We start from the raw sequence: 17,955 nt of genomic DNA, 5'->3' as shown, positions 1-17,955 counted from the left end.
CGCGCCTCCACTCAGATCCGGCGGCGGCGGTTGAGTTGCGGGATCGCGGTTTGCGGGGCCTCCACGCGCGGCACCTGGGCCACGGTGCAGGCCGCCAACTGGGCCAGCGTCGGCTGGCTGAACAGCGTCCGCGCATCCACCTCCAACCCGGCCTTGCGCAGCCGCGCCACCAGGTTCACCGCCAGCAGGGAATGCCCGCCCAGTTCAAAGAAGTGGTCGTGGCGCCCTACCCGTTCCAGCTTCAAGACCTCGGCCCAGATACCGGCCATCAACGTTTCGACTTCGCCCAGTGGCGCCTCATAGGCCCGGCTGACCACCGCGTCCAACCCCGGCTCCGGCAGGGCCTGGCGGTCGAGTTTGCCGGCGGGGTTGAGCGGCAATACCTCAAGCTGCACAAACGCCGCCGGCACCATGTACTCCGGCAGTTGCTCCAGCACATGCGCCCGCAACGCGTCCGGGCTCGGCGCCTCTGCGCGCAGGGTGACATACGCCACCAGGCGTTCTTCACGAATCAGCACCGCCACCTCGCGCACCGCGGGATGTGTCAGCAGGCGTGCCTCGATTTCCCCCAACTCCAGGCGCACGCCACGCAGTTTGACCTGAAAGTCATTGCGCCCCAAAAACTCAAGGTTGCCATCCGGGCGGTAGCGCACCAGGTCGCCGGTGCGATAGAGCCGGTCACCCGCCACAAACGGGCTGTCGATAAAGCGCTCGGCGGTCAGTTGCTCCAGGCCCAGATAGCCGCGTGCAACCCCGACCCCGCCAATGTGCAACTGGCCGCTGACGCCCAAGGGCACCGGCGCGTCGTGCTCATCCAACACATACAGGCGGGTGTTGCTGATTGCGCGACCGATCGGCAATTGCAGCGGCGGCACGGGTGCACCGGGCTCCAGCGTCCAGGCGCTGCTGTCCACCGTGGCCTCGGTGGGGCCATACACGTTATGCAGGCGCACCTTGGGCAAGCGCGCCTGCACGCCACGGGCCAGGGCTTCGGTGAGTTCGCCGCCGCCGCACAGCACATCGGTAAGGCTGGTGCACAGCGCGGACTCCTCCAGTTCGAGGAACTGCTGCAGCATCGCGGGCACGAACTTGATCACCGTGATCTGTTGCGCACGAATCACCTGCGCCAGGTACGCCGGTTCGCGATGCCCATCGGGCCGCGCCAGGACCAGGCGCATGCCGTTGGCCAGCGGCCAGAACAGCTCCCACACCGAACCGTCAAAGCTTGCCGGCGCACGCTGCAACAACGCACCGCCCTCGGCATTCGGGCACAGCTGCGAGCCCCAGTGCATCAGGTTACCGAGGCCACGGTGCTCGACCATCACGCCTTTGGGCGTGCCCGTGGAGCCGGAGGTGTACATCACGTAGGCCAGGTTGGCCACGCTCAGGCCGGGTACCAACGGGTTGCCCACCGGTGCGTGGCTCCAGGCGCAGTGGTCGAAATCGATCACCGGGATCGACACCTCGCCCACCACCTCGCGTGTGGCCGCGTGCACCAGCAGCGCCACCGGCCGGCTGTCTTGCAGCATGTAGGCCAGGCGTTCGCGGGGGTAGCCCGGGTCCAGCGGCACATAGGCGCCGCCGGCCTTCGAGGATCGCCAGCAGGCCCACCACCAGCTCCAGCCCGCGCTCCACGCACAGCGCCACCCGCGAGTCCGGCTGCACGCCGCGCTCGCGCAGGTGGTAAGCCAGCTGGTTGGCGCGCTCGTTAAGCTCGCGATAGGTCAGTTGCTGCTCGCCCGCCTGCACCGCGATGGCATGCGGGTTCAGCCGCGTGTGCGCTTCGAACAGTGCGTGCACGGTCAGGGTGTCGGGGTAGTCGGTGGCGGTGGCGTTGAAACCCACCAGGAGTTTTTGCAGCTCGCCGGCAGGCACCACTTGCACCTCACGCAACGGCGTTTGTGGCGCGTGCTCCAGCGCGTCCACCAGCCCCTTCAACACGCAGTCCAGATAGCCCAGCAGGCGTTGCGCGCCGACCTGGCGTGGCGCCTTGGCCTTGAGCTGAAAGCCGCTGGCGGTATCGTCCACCGTGAGCATCAGCGGGTAGCTGAGGATGTCTTCACTGCTGAGCAAGGCGATACCGGGGACTAACTTCAGCCCAGGGTCGGCGCTGGTGTGGCGGTAGTTGAGCAGGCTGTTGAACAGCGGCGCCGCGCTGCTGCAACGCTGGGCCAGGGCCAGCGAGGCCTGTTCATGGGCGAGCAAGGCGCTGAGTTGGTGGTGGGTGTCCTGCAGCGCATCCACCACGGTTTGCCCGGCCAAGCGCACGCGCAACGGCAGCGTGTTGATAAACATGCCCAGGGCGCGGTCGGCGCCCTCGCCCGCTTGCAGGCGGCCCAGCAGCACGGTGCCGAACACCACGTCATCGCGCCCGGCGACGCGGCTGAGCACCTGGGCCCAGGCCAAGTGGAACAGGCTGGCGGCGCTGACCCCATGGGCACGTGCCTGGGTGCGCAAGCGAAGGTTGAGCGCATCGTCGACAGGCCGTTCACAGGCTTCGATGTCCGCACGATCCGCCTGGCGCTCCTGCAAGCCGAAAGCCAGGGTCGGCTCATCGACATCGGCCAGGCGTTCGCGAAAAAATGCCTCGTGCGCGGCCTGGCGCGCTGGCAGGCGGGCCTGTGCCACCACGTTGCGATACGGCACCGGCGCCGGCAATTGGGCCTGTTCGCCCAGCAAATGAGCGCGAATTTCGTCCACCAGCACGCGGGTCGAGGTAGCGTCGTTGACCAGGTGATGGAAGCGCAGCCGGGCGATCCAGCGTGCGTGCTGCGGCTGTTCGGCGTAGTCCAGGGCCATCAGCGGCGCCTGGCGCAAGTCGAGGGGCTCAGGCGGTTCGCGCAGCGGTTCGACGCGCAATTGCGCTGCGCGCCACACCACTTGCATCGGTTGTTCGAGGGCATCCCACGCCAGGCTGGTGCGCAGGATATCGTGGCGGTTGATCACCTGTTGCAGGGCCTGGGCGAAGGCGTCGAGTTGCTCGCGGCGCGCAAAGCTGAACAACGCGTGTTGCTGGTAGGGGTCGCGCTCGTCGGTGAGGTGATGGTAGAGCAACCCTTCCTGCAAGGGCGCCAGCGGGTAGATCTCCTGCACATTGGCCGCGCCCCCGGCACGCCGGCGACGATGCGCTCGATGCTCGGCAGGTCGAGATCGGCCAGCGCCAACAGGTCAGGGGTGATCCGGCTACAATCGGGCGGCACACGGTTGGCCGGCACTTGCACCTCCTGGCCCTCACTCACCGCCGCCAGCGCCGCCAGGGTCGGCTGGCTGAACAACACCTGCACATCCGCACGCAGCCCGGCCTGGCGCATGCGTTGCACCAACTGCACCGCCAGCAACGAATGCCCGCCCAGTTCAAAGAAGTGGTCATGCCGCCCCACTTGCTGCACCTGCAACAGGTCGGCCCAGATCTGCGCCAAGGCGGTTTCCACGCCCTCACGCGGCGCTTCGAACAGCCGCGTCACAAACGCCGCCTGGGTGGGTGCAGGCAACGCCTTGCGGTCGAGTTTGCCGTTGGCGGTCAGGGGCCACACGCTCAACTGCATGTAGGCAACCGGCAGCATGTAGTCCGGCAACGTGGCCTGCAGATGGCTGCGCAGGGCTTCGGTATCCAGCGCATCAGGCGCGACACACCAGGCCAGCAATTGCCCGTCGCGATACTGCACCACGGCTTCCTTGACCGCCGGATGGGTAGCCAGCGCCGACTCGATTTCACCCAACTCGATGCGCACGCCACGGATTTTCACCTGGTCGTCATTGCGGCCCAGGTACTCCAGGTTGCCGTCGGGCAGCCAGCGCGCCAGGTCACCGGTGCGGTACAGGCGGCCCGGGCTGAACGGGTCATCGAGAAAGCGTTCGGCCGTCAGTTCGGAGCGGTTCAGGTAACCGCGCGCCACGCCTTTGCCGCCGACATACAGCTCGCCCGTGACGCCGATGGGTACTGGGCGCTGCTGCGCATCCAGCAGGTAAACCGTGGCATTCGCGACGGGCGTACCGATGTGCAACGGCGCGCCCACTTCGACACGGCCGGAGGTGGCGACCACCGTGGCTTCGGTGGGGCCGTAGTTGTTGACCACCGCAAAACCCTGGGCTTGGTTGAAGGCGCGCAGGCGGTCGCCGCCGATGAGCAAGGTGCGCAGGGTCGGGTGGCCCTGTTGCTGGCTGAACGCGTACTCGGCCACCGGCGTCGGCAGAAAGCACACATCCAGGGGCTGTGCGCGCCACCAGTTCAGCAATGCGTCGATGTCTTGCGCACCGTCGTGGGCAGGCGGCAGGTGCAGGGTGGCGCCCACGCACAGCGCCGGCCAGACCTCCCAGGCCATTGCATCAAAACCAAACCCGGCCACGCTGGCAGTGTGGCTGCCCGCGTGCAAGTCGAAGGCCCGGCAGTGCCAGTCCACCAGGTTCGCCACGCTGTGGTGCTCGACCATCACCCCCTTGGGCAGCCCGGTGGAGCCGGAGGTGTAGATCACATAGGCAAGGTTCGAGGGTTTGACGGCAACGCGAGGGTTGGTGCCCAGGTGGAAGGTCGGGCGGTCCAGCAGCAGCACCGGCACCTCCAGCGCCGGTACACGCGCCAGCAAGTCATGCTGGGTCAGCAGCGCCACCGGCGCGCTGTCCTGCAACAGGTAATCCAGGCGGTCGGCGGGATGGGCCGGGTCCACGGGCACATAGCAGGCGCCGGACTTGAGCACCGCCAACAGCCCCACCAACGTGTCCAGCCCGCGTCGCGCCAGCACCGCCACCCGATCATCCGGCTGCACGCCGCGCTCGATCAGTTGGTGGGCCAGGGCATTGGCCTGCTGATTGAGCTGGGCGTACGTCAACGGCCGGCCCTGTTGCACGGCGGCCACGGCGTCCGGCGTGCGGGCGGCTTGGGCTTCGATGCGCAGGTGCAGGAGGTGCGGCTCGTTTACCGGTTGCGCGGTGGTATTCCACTGCTGCAGTTGGCGCTGCTCGGCGGGCGGCATCAGCGAGAACTGACTGATCTTGCGTTCGCTGTTGTCCAGGCCCTGTTCCAGCAGCCAGGTAAAACGCTGCGCCAGCGCCTGCACTTCGTGGTGCTGGAAGTACCCCTGGTTGTACACGCAATGCAGGCTCGCGGTGGCCTGGTAGCGGTTGCTGCGCAGGTGGAAGGCAATCGGCAAGGTTTCATGGTGATTGGACACTTTGATCGCACGGGCCTGCACCTGGCCGAAACGCAGGTCATGGTCGTCCTGCTCGTACGACACCGACAGGTCGAACAACTGGCCGCGATCGGTGCGACGCAGGCCCAGCTCGCGGTTCATCTCACTCAACGCGAAGCGCTGGTGGCGAAAGTCCTGCTGGAGCTGGTCGCGTACACCGCGCACCAGCGCGCCGAACGGCACCTGTTGGCTGAACTGAAAACGCACCGCACTGACCTGGGCAAACAAGCCCACGGTGGCGCGAAAACCCGCGTTGGAACGGTTGAGAATCGGCAACCCCACCACCCATTCCTCACGCTGGTGAGCACGGGTGAAATACACGTACAGCGCGGCCAGCAACACATGAAACGCCGACGCTTGGTAAGCGTTGGCCATCTGTTCCATACGCTCGAGCAGCGCCACCGGGAAGGGCTCGACCAGCGTGTTGCTCGGCAGCTGCGCAGTGTGCCGTGGCTGCAGCAACGGCTCGGGCAGCACTTGGTATTTGGAGAGCCAATAGGCGCGATCGCGCAGGTAGCGCGCAGAACGGTGGTAGCGCTGATCGGCGTCGATAAAGTCGATATAGGACGCGGCCGTCGCCTCCGATTGCCGACCCTGTTCCAGCGCGGTGTACAGCTGCGCCAGGGATTGCAGCATCTGGCCAAAGCCCCAACCGTCGAGGATCAGGTGATGGGCCTGGGTACCCAGGCGGTAGTGGTTGGCCGCCAGCTTGACCAGGAAAAAGCGCCACAGCGGCGCGCCTTCCATCGCGTAGGGCCGGGCCATTTGCGCCTGCATCAAGGCTTGGGTCGCAGCCTGTGGATCGGGCAAGGCAGAGAAGTCATGCAAGGGCAGGTCCAGCGCCAACGCGGGGGCGAAGCTCTGGCGTGGCAAGCCCGCGGCATCGCTGTGCAGTTGGATGCGCAATGCATCGTGCCGGGCAACCAGCTGCTCAATGGCCTGGCGGATCCGCTCAGGCACCACGGCACCCGCGAAATCGACATAGCCGCCGATGTTGTACAGCGGTGAATCGCCCGCCCGCAGTTGGTCGAGCCAGATGTCCTGCTGGGCGGCAGTAAGGGGGAAGCTGGAGGAATGCTTCATAAGATCCTTCTCATGGGTGCAGGCACTGGCCGTGCAGGGGCGCGAAATGGCCGGATTTGAGCATGCGCCCCAGGGCCCGTCTGACACCTGAAACCCGGACATCCCGGGAGCGGGAAACGGGCTTGGCTGATGGTTCATTGCTGAAACGATTAAAGGGCTGTAGGAGATTGGCTATAACCGGCCGCTGTCGGCTTTTTGAAAAGGTTATTTTATTTTTAATATTTACCCTATATATCAGTTACTTATTCAAATAAAAGGCTGCTTGTCAGGTTTTATTCGCCGGAAACGCACGTGAGAAACGTCGAATTAATGACGATGTTTTTATGGCACGTTGTGTCCCTCGTTTCTGCTACATACGTAGGACGAATCCCCGGGCTAAATACACTCTCGAGTGCCGACTCTGCTTCATGAGGAACGGATCGCCCCGCAGAGGCCCAGGGAGTTTGTGACGGTTTTCGACATCAAGGATGAGATGGCTATGAGTTTGACCAGCAGTATTGCCACCCCGGAAAGCGCGCATTTTTATGCCGAAATGGGCGAGTTGATTTCAAACAGTGGCCACGCGGATTTTGCCGCCCACATGCTGCATCTGGTGGGTAAATGGGTGCCGATCCACTGGGTGGACCTCAGCGAATGGACGTTGGACGAGTTGCGCGATTGCGTGCTCGATATCAAATTGCTCGGCAGCGCCGGCCAGAAGCAAGACCTGCCGCCGCCCCTGCCCCTGCACTCGATGGGCGACCATCCCCTGCTGCGCGACATGCTTGGCATGCAGGATCCGCTGCTGATCCAGCTCAAGGCCAAGGCCAACAGTGCACACCCGCGTGGCACCTCGCACCAATGCAACCTGGTGTCGCGTCAGGGCAACCGGCGCTGTGTGATTTCGTTCTACCGGCCGCCGACCCAGCGCGGTTTTTCGCTGGCCGAGTTGTCGTTTCTCAAGTGCTTGTCGGCCACCCTGCTGCCGCTGATCGAATGCCACGCGCAGAGCCTGCGCCAGGCCCCCCACACCCAGGCCGAACCAGCCCATACCCTGCTCGAGCAATCGCAATTGCAACGTGAGTTCTACAAGCGCCTGTCCCTGGGGGACATCACCCTGTCGGCACGCGAGCAGGAGGTCTGCCTGGGCCTGTTGACGGGCGGCACCGTGCCGCAAATGGCGGAAAAACTCAGCGTGAAAAACAGCTCCATCGAAACCTACCTCAAGCGCGCCGCCGCCAAGCTGGGCGTGAGCGGCCGGCATGGCCTGGCCAAATGGATGGTTGGCGCCTGATGAACACACGCACCCTCACCACCCTCGGCATGGCCTGGATGCTCGGCGGTTGCTCGCTGATACCCGAGTACCAGCGGCCCGCGCCACCGGTGCCGGCGCAGTACCCCCAGGGCGGGGTCTACAGCCTGGCGCAGGCCGGCAGCGCGGCCTCGACAGCGGACTGGCAGGCCGTGTTCCACGACCCGGCGCTGCAACAACTGATTCGCCACGCGCTGGCCAATAACCGCGACTTGCGGGTGGCGGCGCTGAATGTCGAGGCGTTCCAGGCGCAGTACCGTATCCAGCGCGCCGACCTGTTCCCGGCGGTGTCCGCCACCGGCGCCGGCAAGCGTCAGAAGCTGCCGGGCGATGTGACCGGTACGGGCAAGTCCGCGATCACCTCCAGCTATTCCGCGACCCTGGGCATCAGCGCCTATGAACTGGATTTGTTCGGCCGCGTGCGCAGCCTCAGCGAACAGGCGATGCTCACCTACCTGGGCACCGAAGAAGCCCGGCGCAGTGCACAACTGAGCCTGGTGGCCAACGTCGCCAACGCCTACCTGACCTGGCGCGCCGACCAGGAGCTACTGGCCTTGGCCGAGCAAACCCTGGCCGCCGACGACCACAGCTGGCAACTGACCCGCCGCAGCAAAAGCGCGGGCAAGGCGTCGGCACTGGACGTGGTGCAAGCGCGCACCAGTGTCGAAAGCACCCGCGCCAGCGTTGCCCGCTATCAACGCCAGGTGGCTCAGGACCTCAACAACCTGACCCTGCTGGTGGGCGGCCCGGTGGATGAAACCCTGCCCGCCCGCCCGCTGGCCGAGGACCTGGTGGCTCGTGTGCCCGCCGGCCTGCCCTCGGACCTGTTGCAACGCCGCCCGGATATTCTCCAGGCCGAGTACCAGCTACGGGCTGCCAACGCGAATATCGGTGCAGCCCGTGCTGCGTTTTTTCCGTCGGTCAGCCTCACGGCCAACGCGGGCAGCGCCAGCACCGAACTGTCGGGCCTGCTCAAGGGTGGCTCGGGCACCTGGACCTTCCAGCCGCAGATCAACCTGCCGATCTTCAACGCCGGCAGCCTGCGCGCCAGCCTGGATTACGCCAAGCTGCAAAAAGACATCAGCGTGGCCCAGTATGAAAAATCCATCCAGACCGCCTTTCAGGAAGTCGCCGACGGCCTGGCCGCCTCGCAAACCTTTACCGACCAGCTCACTGCGCAACGGGATTTTGTCGCCGCCAACCAGGCCTATTACGACCTGGCCCAACACCGCTACCGCAGCGGCGTGGACAGCAACCTGACCTTCCTCGACGCCCAGCGCTCGCTGTTCAGCTCGCAACAGGCATTGATAGTGGATCGGTTGGCGCAATTGGTGGCGCAGGTGAACCTGTATACGGCCTTGGGGGGTGCGTGGAGCGATGCGTCGGCGTTGACGGCGCGGCGCTAGCGCCTGAAAACCTGTGGGAGCTGGCTTGCCTGCGATGCAGACACCGCAGTCCAACAGTCGTACCGGGGCGATGCTATCGCAGGCAAGCCAGCTCCCACAGGTGAACCTCAGTTACCAACTGCCCATCGCCAGGATGTGCGGCGAAAATGCTGCAAACTGCCAGCTCAAGGCCAACGCTGCCGGGCGGCGCACCAGGTGTTCCACGGTGACCGTCCACAAGCGCTGCGCGCCGTCGAAGCTGGCCACTTGCGGGCCGTCGAGGATCAACGAAGTGCGCCCGGCCACTTGCAGCACATCCCCCGAGGCAAAGTCGATAAACAGTAAGCCCGCCACCGGGTTAAGTTGCAGGTTGCCCAGGGTGTTGAAGAACAGGTTGCCGGCGAAGTCGGGGATGGTCAGCACGTCACCCTCGACGCGCACAAAACCCGTATTGCCACCGCGATGGGACACGTCCACCGACCGCTCACCGCCGACGTCCGCGTAGCTGGCGACGAAAAAAGTATCGGCGTTGCGGATCATCTCCTGTGCGGCGGCGTCCAGGCCGTTGAGGCGCTCGAGCTGAGTCCCGGGTTTACGGGCGATGCCGTCGACCGGTCGCAGCTGGATGTATTTGGGGCAATTGCCGTAGGCGTGTACCACATCAACCGAGAAGCCAGCGTGATCCAGGCTGCCGATGCGGCCGTTCAAGCGATTGCGTCGACGGGTGTTCAGGTCAATCCCGAGCAAGCCCACGGCAGCGCCGCTGTGGAATGCTGCACGGGCAGGGTCGCGTGCAGACGGCAAGCTGTCGACCTGCAAGGTCCGCGGGGCTGGTGAATGAGCAAACCCCGGTGCGCCTTCAAGCATTGTCGCCCAGGGAACACCCTGTTCATCTACCACACCCAGCATCAGGTACGGCAACAAGGGGTAGAAATCCCGGTGTTGCTCCGGCAGATGATCGCGAATCACCTTAGGCCCGACCACGGCCATGCGCTCGGCCACGCCAACCGCTGCTTGCAGGTGCCGTTCGCCGGCATGCCAGGGGGACTGTTCAATCGGGTTCATGGCGACCACCTCTTGTTGGATGCCCTTATGCTGCGCCCGGCCAGCAGTTGAGGGAATACCCACGCTGCGCCGTCACGCAGGAGTGGCCGCGCATTTCACCGTGCTAAACAATCACTCGCCAAATAACTCCACGATCAGATTGAACAGTGTGGTCTTCACCGCGCTATCCAACTCGGTCCAGGCCAGGCCCGTAGTGGCCTGGAACGCGCCCAGTTCCAAGTGGCGCGACACGCAATTGGCCGGCAACGCCCGCGCCGCCTGTTGCGGCAACACGCCTACCCCCAACCCGGCGGAGACCAGCGCGAGCATGGTGGTGAATTCGCCCAGCTGCGAGGCGATCTGCAGGCTGATGCCCAGGGCCTGGATAAACTCGTCGTGGAACCCCGGCGCATAACGCCGCGCAAGAATGTACACCGGCACATCAAGCAGGTCGGTGGGCTGGATCGATTCCTGCGCCGCCAACGGGTGATCCATCGGCAAGGCCACGCAGAAACGCTCATGCAGCACCGCACGGGTCTGCACCCCAGGGTGCGCGGCAGGCAGGCGCATCAAACCAAAATCCAGCAGGCCGCTTTTCAGCGCGGCGGCTTGATCGGGTCCGGGCATGTCCTTGAGTTCCAGCTCGATACGCGGGTAGCGCTGATGCACGGCGCGGATCAATTGCGGCAACAATTGCGGGAGTACCGACGACACAAACCCCAGCCGCACCCGGCCGATTTCCCCACGGCTGGAGGCCCGTGCCGCGTCCGCCGCACGGGCCGCCTGGTGCAAGGTGGCCTGGGCTTCCGGCAGGAATACCCGGCCCGCGTCGGTCAACGTCACCGAGTGACGATTGCGGTCCAGCAGGCGCACGCCAAGGCCGCTTTCCAGCAGCTTGATCTGCATGCTCAGCGCCGGTTGCACAATCGATAACTGCGCCGCCGCCCGGCCGAAATGCAGCTCTTGGGCCAGCACCACAAAGGCGCGCAAGTGCTTGAGCTCCATCCAGCCTCCTCGGTTATCACGGTTTTTGATCAGCCGATCATAAATGAACATTGGACCAGCACCCTACACTGGGGTGAAGTTAGCCTCATCAGCCAATGTTTTGCTATCACCCGCGCGCCCGGAGAAAACTGCCCATGCACAGCGTTCTAGACACCTTTCGCCTCGATGGCCGGCTCGCGCTGGTCACCGGTTCCAGTGCGGGTATCGGCCTGGCTATCGCTCGTGGCCTGGCCCAGGCCGGCGCACGGGTGGTGCTCAACGGGCGCAACCGCAGCACCTTGCGCGACGCGGCCGCGATGCTCACGCTGGAGGGCCTGGAGGTGCACACTCAAGCCTTTGATGTGACCGACAGCGCCGCCATCCAGGCGGCTGTGGCGAATATCGAAGAACGCCTCGGCCCGCTGGAGATTCTGGTGAACAACGCTGGCATGCAGCGACGCGGCCCGCTGGAAGACTACAGCGAGCAGCATTGGCGCGAACTGATCAGCACCAACCTCGACAGCGCGTTTCTGGTGGGCCAGGCCGTGGCACGGGCGATGATCCCGCGCAAGCGTGGGCGCATCATCAATATCTGCTCGGTGCAAAGTGAACTCGGCCGCCCGGGGATTGCACCCTATGCGGCCAGCAAGGGCGCGCTGAAAATGCTCACCAAGGGCATGGCCATTGACTGGGGCCCCCATGGGCTGACCATCAACGGTATCGGCCCTGGTTATTTCAAGACCGAGTTGAACGCCAACCTGGTGGCCAACCCCGAGTTCAGCGACTGGCTGGTGCAGCGCACCCCAAGCCGGCGCTGGGGCGATGTGGCCGAGTTGGCCGGTGCGGCGGTGTTCCTCGCCAGCGACGCCGCAAGCTTCGTCAACGGCCATATTCTGTATGTCGACGGTGGTATTACCGCGTCGCTGTGACTCTGGAGAACCTTATGCACGCCATCGTTTGCCACGCATCAAAAGACTTGCGCGTCGACCCTCAGGACGCGCCGCCCCCCCTCGCCCCCGACCAACTGCGAGTGCGCATTGCCCGAGGCGGCATCTGCGGCTCGGACCTGCATTACTACCAGCACGGCGGCTTCGGCACCGTGCGCCTGCGCGAGCCGATGGTGCTCGGGCATGAAGTGTCGGCGGTGATCGACGCGATAGGCAGCGATACCGGACTGTTCAAGGTCGGCCAGCGCATTGCGGTGTCGCCGTCACGCCCGTGCGGCGCCTGCCGTTACTGCCATCAAGGGCTGCCGAACCATTGCCTGAACATGCGGTTCTACGGCAGTGCGATGCCCTTTCCGCATATCCAGGGCGCGTTTCGCCAGAGCCTGGTGATCGAAACGCATCAAGCGCATCTGCTGGCGGATCATGTCAGCCTCGCCGAAGGTGCGCTGGCCGAGCCACTGTCGGTGGGCTTGCATGCCATCCAACGCGCCGGTGCGGTATTCGGCAAGCGCGTGCTGGTGACCGGCTGCGGCCCGATTGGCAACCTGTTGATCGCCAGCCTGCGCGCTGCCGGCGCCGGTGAAATCGTCGCCGTGGACCTCTCCGCCAGCGCCCTCGCCTGCGCCGAAAAAATGGGCGCCACGCGCACCCACAACCTGGCCGACGGCAACGACGCGCTCAAGCGCTACGCCGCCGAAAAGGGTTACTTCGAGGTGATGTTCGAAGTCTCCGGCAGCGCCGTGGCCTTGCGTAACGGCCTGGAATGCATTGCACCACGCGGTGTGCTGGTCACCGTCGGGTTGGGCGGCGATGTGTCGCTGCCGCTCAACCTGCTGGTCAGCCGCGAGATCGATTTGCGCGGCACGTTCCGCTTCCACAGTGAGTTTGCCCAGGCGGTGGATCTGCTCAACCGCCAGATCGTCGACGTGCGCCCGGTGATCTCCCACACCGTGCCGTTTGACGAGGCGGTGCAGGCGTTCGAACTGGCGGCGGACAAGACCCAAGCGATGAAAGTGGTGCTGGATTTTGGGGTAGCGGACCAGCCCTGATCCCAAGGTTGCGCCCGCGCTGCCGAGCCTACCTCCTGTGGCGAGCGGGCTTGCCCGCGTTGGGGCGCGAAGCGGCTCTGCCTTGAAACATGCGGTGTATCAGGCACATTTTGGCGCCTGATTTCAGGGCTGCTGCGCAGCCCAACGCGGGCAAGCCCGCTCGCCACGAATGAAGACCCGAATGGCCAGCGGACATTTACTCAATCGCCCGATCGTCGACATGCGCTCGGTAATCTTCCACACCGTGCCGTTTGGTTGCGCCCGCGATACCGAGCCTACCGCCTGTGGCGAGCGGGCTTGCCCGCGTTGGGGCGCGAAGCGGCCCTGCCTTGAAACATGCGGTGTATCAGGCACATTTCGGCGCCTGATTTCAGGGCTGCTGCGCAGCCCAACGCGGGCAAGCCCGCTCGCCACGAATGAAGACCCGATGGCCAGCGGACATTTACTCAATCGCCCGATCGTCAACGTGCGCTCGGTGATCTTCCACACCGTGCCGTTTGGTTGCGCCCGCGATGCCGAGCCGATTGTCTGTGGCGAGCGGGCTTGCCCGCGTTGGGGCGCGAAGCGGCCCTGCCTTGAAACATGCGGTGTATCAGGCACATTTCGGCGCCTGATTTCAGGGCTGCTACGCAGCCCAACGCGGGCAAGCCCGCTCGCCACGAATGAAGACCCGATGGCCAGCGGACATTTACTCAAGATCGTCGACGTGCGCTCGGTAATCTTCCACACCGTGCCGTTTGGTTGCGCCCGCGATGCCTAGCCGATTGTCTGTGGCGAGCGGGCTTGCCCGCGTTGGGGCGCGAAGCGGCCCTGCCTTGAAACATGCGGTGTATCAGGCACATTTTGGCGCCTGATTTCAGGGCTGCTGCGCAGCCCAACGCGGGCAAGCCCGCTCGCCACATCAAGCGGGCTAGCCACGACTCGATGGCCAAGGGTTGCAACAACACCTGAGACTCAGGCGCGCTCTTCGAGCCTAAAACGCAAGAACCGATGGCTCGCGGAAAACAACCGTCGGTAGGTGAGCAACACAGCACCGACCGTGCCCAAGGCCGAGGACGCGGCGATCAGAAACATGATCACGATCTGATAACGCACCGCGTCCACCGGGCTCTCCCCTGCCAGCACCTGCCCGGTCATCATGCCAGGCAGGCTGACGATGCCGACCACGGTCATCTGGTTCAGCGTCGGGATCATCCCGGCGCGCACAGCCTGGCGGATCGCTTCCTGCGCCGCTTCCCAGCGTGAACCGCCGAGGGCCAGGATCATCTCGATGGTGTTGCGCCCCGAGGTCAGTTCCTGGGTCATGCGCTCGATGCCCAGCGACACGCCGGTGAGGGTATTACCGAGAATCATCCCCAGGATCGGTATCGCATATTGCGGCTCGTACCAGGGGTGGATGCGAATCACCGCAAACAGGCCCACCGCCGTCACCAGCCATGAACTGCCCCACACCGACAGAATGCTATCGGCCCGCTGCCCGCGATACGTACGCCGCCCACGCCCCGCCGCCGACAGCCCGGCAATCAGGGTCATCGCACACATCAACGGCAGCACCACGTACCAGTAGGCAAATTCGAACACCCAGCCCAGCAGATAACCGATGGCCAACAATTGCACCACGGTGCGCACCGCCGCCCACAGCAACTGGCGCCCCAGGCCCAGGCGCAGCAGCAGCGATAGCGCGCCATTGATCAGGATCAGCGAAGCGGCGATGCCCATGTCCAGCGCGGTGAGGTTGTGATAGTTCATGGTTGGGCGGCCTCACTCAATACACCGGCACTCATCTGCAAGTGGATATCGCTCATGCGCCGGGCCTGGTCGAGGTCATGGGACACCCAGATATAGGCCCGTGCGTTGTCCCCGGCAAACCACGCATCGATCAGCGCTTCGACATCGCGTGAGGACGCCGGGTCGAGCGCGGCAGTGGGCTCATCCAGCAACAGCACTTCGGGGTTGAGTTGCAAGGTGCGGATCAGCGAAACCACCTGGGATTCACCGCCCGAGAGGTCACCGGCGTTCTTCGTCAGGAAGTCCGGGGTTTTACCCGCGTGGCCGAGCAGCGTGGTAACGGCGTGTAAATCAAAGCTGCGTTTGCGCAAGGTCTTGAGGCTGAAGGGGAAGCGCAGATTGTCTTCCACCGTGCCTTCAAGCAACGCCGGGCGTTGGGACAGGTAGCCGATATGGCTGCGGTAGTGAGGGATTTGTGGGTTGGCAATCGGCTGGCCATTCCACAGGACCTGCCCGGAGGTGGGCGCATCCAGCAGCGCCAACGCTCGTAGAAACACGCTTTTACCGGAGCCCGATGAGCCGGTGATCGACACACGATCGCCGTGGCTCAAGGTGAAATTCGTAGGTTGGAGCAAGGGCAGTTGGCGACGCTCGTCGCTGCGCGTGAGGGCGCGGGTTTCTATCAGTGCGTTCATGGACGCAAGATTCCTCTTGATTCTGTTCGGCGCATGGTGAGGCAGGAGGGTCGCGGGGGTCCAGTGTTTGGGCGTATAAGAGTCGGCTGAGTGGCACATGACCTACCTCCGCGCCGTGCCCTCCAGACTCCGCACGCTCACAGAAAGGATGCTCAATGGAAAACCAGAAAGACACCAATGCTCACGTTTCCCAGGTTAACGCCGCATGGTTATGGAGGGTTGTAAAACTTGAAAGCTTGCCGATCATGCTGCTGTTGTTTGCAGTGTTTTATTCAAACGGGTACGCGTATCTAGAGACCTATCACGGCAAGCTCGGCATGCCCGTGAATCGACTGGGATACGACGCGTATCAATTTGTGGTGTTCGGCGGAATCGACGTACTGGTTAAATTCGCCGCACTCCTGATCGTCATCACAGCCGTTGCCATACTTACCTGCTTGATTTACTTCACAGAAAATCCTGATCGGGTACCCTCCTCTACGACGCTACCCCCCATGAGCCGTCGCTACCGGCTATCGCAACGGCTGTCGAAAAGCTACACAAAAGCCAGGCTGCCGGTACGTGTGACGTTGCTGCTCACCTTTCTAGCGATGGGGATGTGGAGTATCTGGACGCTGACGTTCTCTCAATCGATTGCACGCGGAAAGTTGAATGCCTATGAAGAAATTCGTAAGTGCAAACCATCAACCGTCCTGCTCAAAAACCTGGACGTCGTTACAGCCTGCGTCGTCGGCGAGAGCGACGATATGCTGTACCTCATCGACAAACACACTGAAGACGGCAAAATCCTTTTTCAGGAACGCAGCATTCCCAAGGACAGCATCCGCTCAACCACGGGCCCAGCGACGCCACTGGAAAAACCAGCCTGAGCAGGGCCGTTGTGGTGAGCGGGCTTGCCCCAATCACCACAAGAGCATGGGCCTGCGTTTTACGGCAACGGCTCGAACTTCAGCGCACTCAAGCTTTGCACCTTGTCCTCACGCACCATCTTGTATTCGGTGTTCGGCCCGATCCAGCGCTCCCAGATCGCGTCGATTTCGCCGGCTTTTTCCATCGCCATCAACGACTCATTGACCTTGGCCAAAAACGCCGGTTCGTCGCGACGCATGCCCGCACCGATCGGCTCCAGGGCCATCGGCTCTTTCGCCAGCGCCAGTTCGACACCGCTGGCCTTGGCCTGGTTGACCAGCTTGAGCGCGGTCATGGTGTTGGTCACCAGGCCCACCACTTTATTCTGCTGCAGTGCCATGTAGGCCGAACCGGTGTCCTGGAAGGTCACCGGCGTGGCGCCGGCCAGGCGGATCGACTGCTCGGAGGTCGAGCCCTTGGTGGAGCTGATGCGCTTGTCCTTGAAGAAGCTTTTCGGTTGGTCGGCGTTCGCTGCGCGCACCACCAGGGTTTCCTTGGCGATGTAGTACGGGTCGCTGAACTGGATCTGTTCGGCGCGGGTCTTGGTGTAGGCCAGGTTGGCGAAGATCACATCGACGCGGCCCATTTTGACTTCGGGAATCCGCGCTTCAACCGACAACGGTTTGAGCTCCAGGGCCACGCCCATGGTCTTGGCCAGCGCCTTGCACAGGTCGACGTCCATGCCCACCAGCTCGCGGGTTTTCGGGTCCGGCGCGGAAAATGGCGGCACGTCGGCGTACACGCCGCAGCTCAGGGATTGCTTGGCCATGATGTCGCTCAATTGGTCGGCCTGCGCCACGGCGATCGCCAATGGCCCCAATGCCAGCGCGGTAAACAGATGCTTCATACCCATGGGAAATCTCCAGAAAGTTGGACCAGCAAAAATGGCAGAGGGAGCAAAGCCGCCGCAGCTCAATGGGCCCGCAGGTCGGCGATAAAACGTTGCGCTCGCGGGTGCGAAGGCTGGGTGAAGAAGGCGTCGGGGCTGTTCTTTTCCAGAATCTGCCCCGCGTCCATAAACCAGATGGTGTCGGCCACTTCGCGGGCGAAGTTCATTTCGTGGGTCACGCACATCATGGTCATGCCGTCCTTGGCCAACCCCTTCATCACGCTCAGCACTTCACCGACCATTTCCGGGTCGAGGGCGCTGGTGGGCTCGTCGAACAACATCACCGGCGGTTCCATCGCCAATGCCCGGGCAATCGCCACGCGTTGCTGCTGGCCGCCGGACAGCTGCGCCGGGTAGGCACCGGCCTTGTGCGCCAGGCCGACGCGATCCAGCAGCTCCATGGCCTTCTGTTTGGCCGCCGCACCCTTGAGGTTGCGCAGCTTGTTTGGCGCCAGGGTGATGTTTTCCAGCACGGACAGGTGCGGGAACAGGTTGAAGCTCTGGAACACAAAACCGACGCGGCTGCGCAGGCGGTTGATCTGCGCGTCGGTGCCGTGCACGTCCTGGCCGTCGAACAGGATCTGACCCGCCTGGATGTCTTCCAGGCGGTTGACGGTGCGAATCAAGGTCGACTTGCCCGAGCCCGACGGACCGCACAGCACCACCACTTCGCCGGGTTGCACTTCGGCGGTGATGTCGGTGAGCGCCTGGTACTCGCCGTACCATTTATTGATTTTCGAAAACATGATCATTGGATGCATGAGC

12 protein-coding genes and 1 pseudogene are annotated in these 17,955 nt (G+C 63.9%); 6 read left to right on the top strand and 7 right to left on the bottom strand.

Features of this window, described 5'->3' with window-relative positions:
* Positions 1-11: 11 nt before the first annotated feature.
* A pseudogene (locus tag LRS56_07040) lies at positions 12-6,269 on the bottom strand (amino acid adenylation domain-containing protein).
* Positions 6,270-6,747: 478 nt separating this feature from the next.
* On the opposite strand from LRS56_07040, the gene LRS56_07035 reads away from it, so the two are divergent.
* Together LRS56_07035 and adeC are read left to right on the top strand one after the other, a co-directional pair.
* Entirely contained in the window at positions 6,748-7,542 is a 795-nt protein-coding gene (locus LRS56_07035) for a helix-turn-helix transcriptional regulator (GenBank protein WDU64246.1), read from the top strand.
* Positions 7,542-8,966 (top strand): AdeC/AdeK/OprM family multidrug efflux complex outer membrane factor, encoded by a 1,425-nt coding sequence (adeC, locus tag LRS56_07030; protein ID WDU64245.1) that lies wholly within the window; start codon positions 7,542-7,544, stop codon positions 8,964-8,966. Before LRS56_07035 ends, adeC begins: the two co-directional genes overlap by 1 nt.
* A gap of 111 nt (positions 8,967-9,077) precedes the next feature.
* Here adeC and LRS56_07025 read toward each other — a convergent pair whose 3' ends face one another.
* Positions 9,078-10,010, bottom strand: a complete 933-nt coding sequence (locus LRS56_07025) for a pyridoxamine 5'-phosphate oxidase family protein (protein WDU64244.1) — start codon at positions 10,008-10,010, stop codon at positions 9,078-9,080.
* Between the two features lie 111 nt (positions 10,011-10,121).
* Entirely contained in the window at positions 10,122-10,994 is an 873-nt protein-coding gene (locus tag LRS56_07020) for a LysR family transcriptional regulator (GenBank protein WDU64243.1), read from the bottom strand.
* Between the two features lie 134 nt (positions 10,995-11,128).
* Here LRS56_07020 and LRS56_07015 point away from each other — a divergent pair, with 134 nt between their 5' ends.
* The 3 genes from LRS56_07015 (at position 11,129) to LRS56_07005 (ending at position 13,729) form a co-directional block, all read left to right on the top strand.
* A complete protein-coding gene (locus tag LRS56_07015; GenBank protein WDU64242.1) occupies positions 11,129-11,902 on the top strand; it encodes a glucose 1-dehydrogenase in 774 nt (257 codons plus the stop codon).
* A 14-nt stretch (positions 11,903-11,916) separates the two neighbouring features.
* Positions 11,917-12,969: an L-idonate 5-dehydrogenase gene (locus tag LRS56_07010; protein WDU64241.1), complete on the top strand. Its 1,053-nt coding sequence runs from the start codon at positions 11,917-11,919 to the stop codon at positions 12,967-12,969.
* A 181-nt stretch (positions 12,970-13,150) separates the two neighbouring features.
* Positions 13,151-13,729, top strand: a complete 579-nt coding sequence (locus LRS56_07005; protein WDU64240.1) for a hypothetical protein — start codon at positions 13,151-13,153, stop codon at positions 13,727-13,729.
* A gap of 194 nt (positions 13,730-13,923) precedes the next feature.
* On the opposite strand, the gene fetB is transcribed toward LRS56_07005, so the two are convergent.
* Positions 13,924-14,718 carry an iron export ABC transporter permease subunit FetB gene (gene fetB, locus LRS56_07000; protein ID WDU64239.1) on the bottom strand — a complete coding sequence of 265 codons (795 nt, stop codon included), beginning with the start codon at positions 14,716-14,718 and terminating at the stop codon, positions 13,924-13,926.
* On the bottom strand, positions 14,715-15,392 hold the full coding sequence (locus tag LRS56_06995) for an ATP-binding cassette domain-containing protein (protein ID WDU64238.1): 678 nt from the start codon (positions 15,390-15,392) through the stop codon (positions 14,715-14,717). The genes fetB and LRS56_06995 overlap by 4 nt, the downstream gene beginning before the upstream one ends.
* 155 nt (positions 15,393-15,547) lie before the next feature.
* Here LRS56_06995 and LRS56_06990 point away from each other — a divergent pair, with 155 nt between their 5' ends.
* Positions 15,548-16,261: a hypothetical protein gene (locus LRS56_06990; GenBank protein ID WDU64237.1), complete on the top strand. Its 714-nt coding sequence runs from the start codon at positions 15,548-15,550 to the stop codon at positions 16,259-16,261.
* 59 nt (positions 16,262-16,320) lie between these two features.
* On the opposite strand, the gene LRS56_06985 is transcribed toward LRS56_06990, so the two are convergent.
* The gene (locus LRS56_06985; GenBank protein WDU64236.1) at positions 16,321-17,154 is read right to left on the bottom strand and encodes an ABC transporter substrate-binding protein; all 834 of its coding nucleotides are present in this window, start codon (positions 17,152-17,154) and stop codon (positions 16,321-16,323) included.
* A gap of 59 nt (positions 17,155-17,213) precedes the next feature.
* The gene (locus LRS56_06980; GenBank protein WDU65702.1) at positions 17,214-17,942 is read right to left on the bottom strand and encodes an amino acid ABC transporter ATP-binding protein; all 729 of its coding nucleotides are present in this window, start codon (positions 17,940-17,942) and stop codon (positions 17,214-17,216) included.
* Positions 17,943-17,955: the final 13 nt, after the last annotated feature.

The sequence above is a fragment of the Pseudomonas poae genome, from assembly GCA_028869255.1.
GTDB lineage: Bacteria > Pseudomonadota > Gammaproteobacteria > Pseudomonadales > Pseudomonadaceae > Aquipseudomonas > Aquipseudomonas poae_C.
Note: the sequence above shows the minus strand (reverse complement) of the source record. Positions and strands in the feature narration are given on the sequence as shown.